Source organism: Salinimicrobium oceani, assembly GCF_012037645.1.
Map to the genome: position 1 here is coordinate 1 of NZ_JAAVJR010000917.1, position 391 is coordinate 391.

Here is a 391-nt window from a genome sequence, read left to right on the forward strand (position 1 = left end):
TGAAGGAGAACAAACCAAAGTTACCTGGCGACTGCAGGGGGACCAGAGTTTCAAGGAAAAACTTGCCTTTACAGTCCAGGATGAAGATCTCGCAGAACTTTTTCAACCCGTTTTTGAACAGAGCCTTGAAAATCTTGAGCAGAATGTGATAAGAAAAATGGAAGCTTATTCCATTAATGTGCAGGGAGTGACCCAGCATGGCGGCGGTTACTATATGTTCACCACCACAGCTTCAAAAATGAGCGAAGTGAACACCAAAGCTGCCGACATGGTCAAGCAGGTGAGGATCTATATGGAACAAAACAATATCTCCATTAGCGGGAAACCCTTGATCATTTATAATCAGCGTGATGATCGCAATGGCACCACCATATTTTCAACCGGAGTTCCT

General features: G+C 44.2%; 1 pseudogene. It reads left to right on the forward strand.

Annotated features, from left to right (window positions below):
- Window positions 1-391, forward strand: a pseudogene (locus HC175_RS20050) (SRPBCC family protein); the annotation flags it as partial.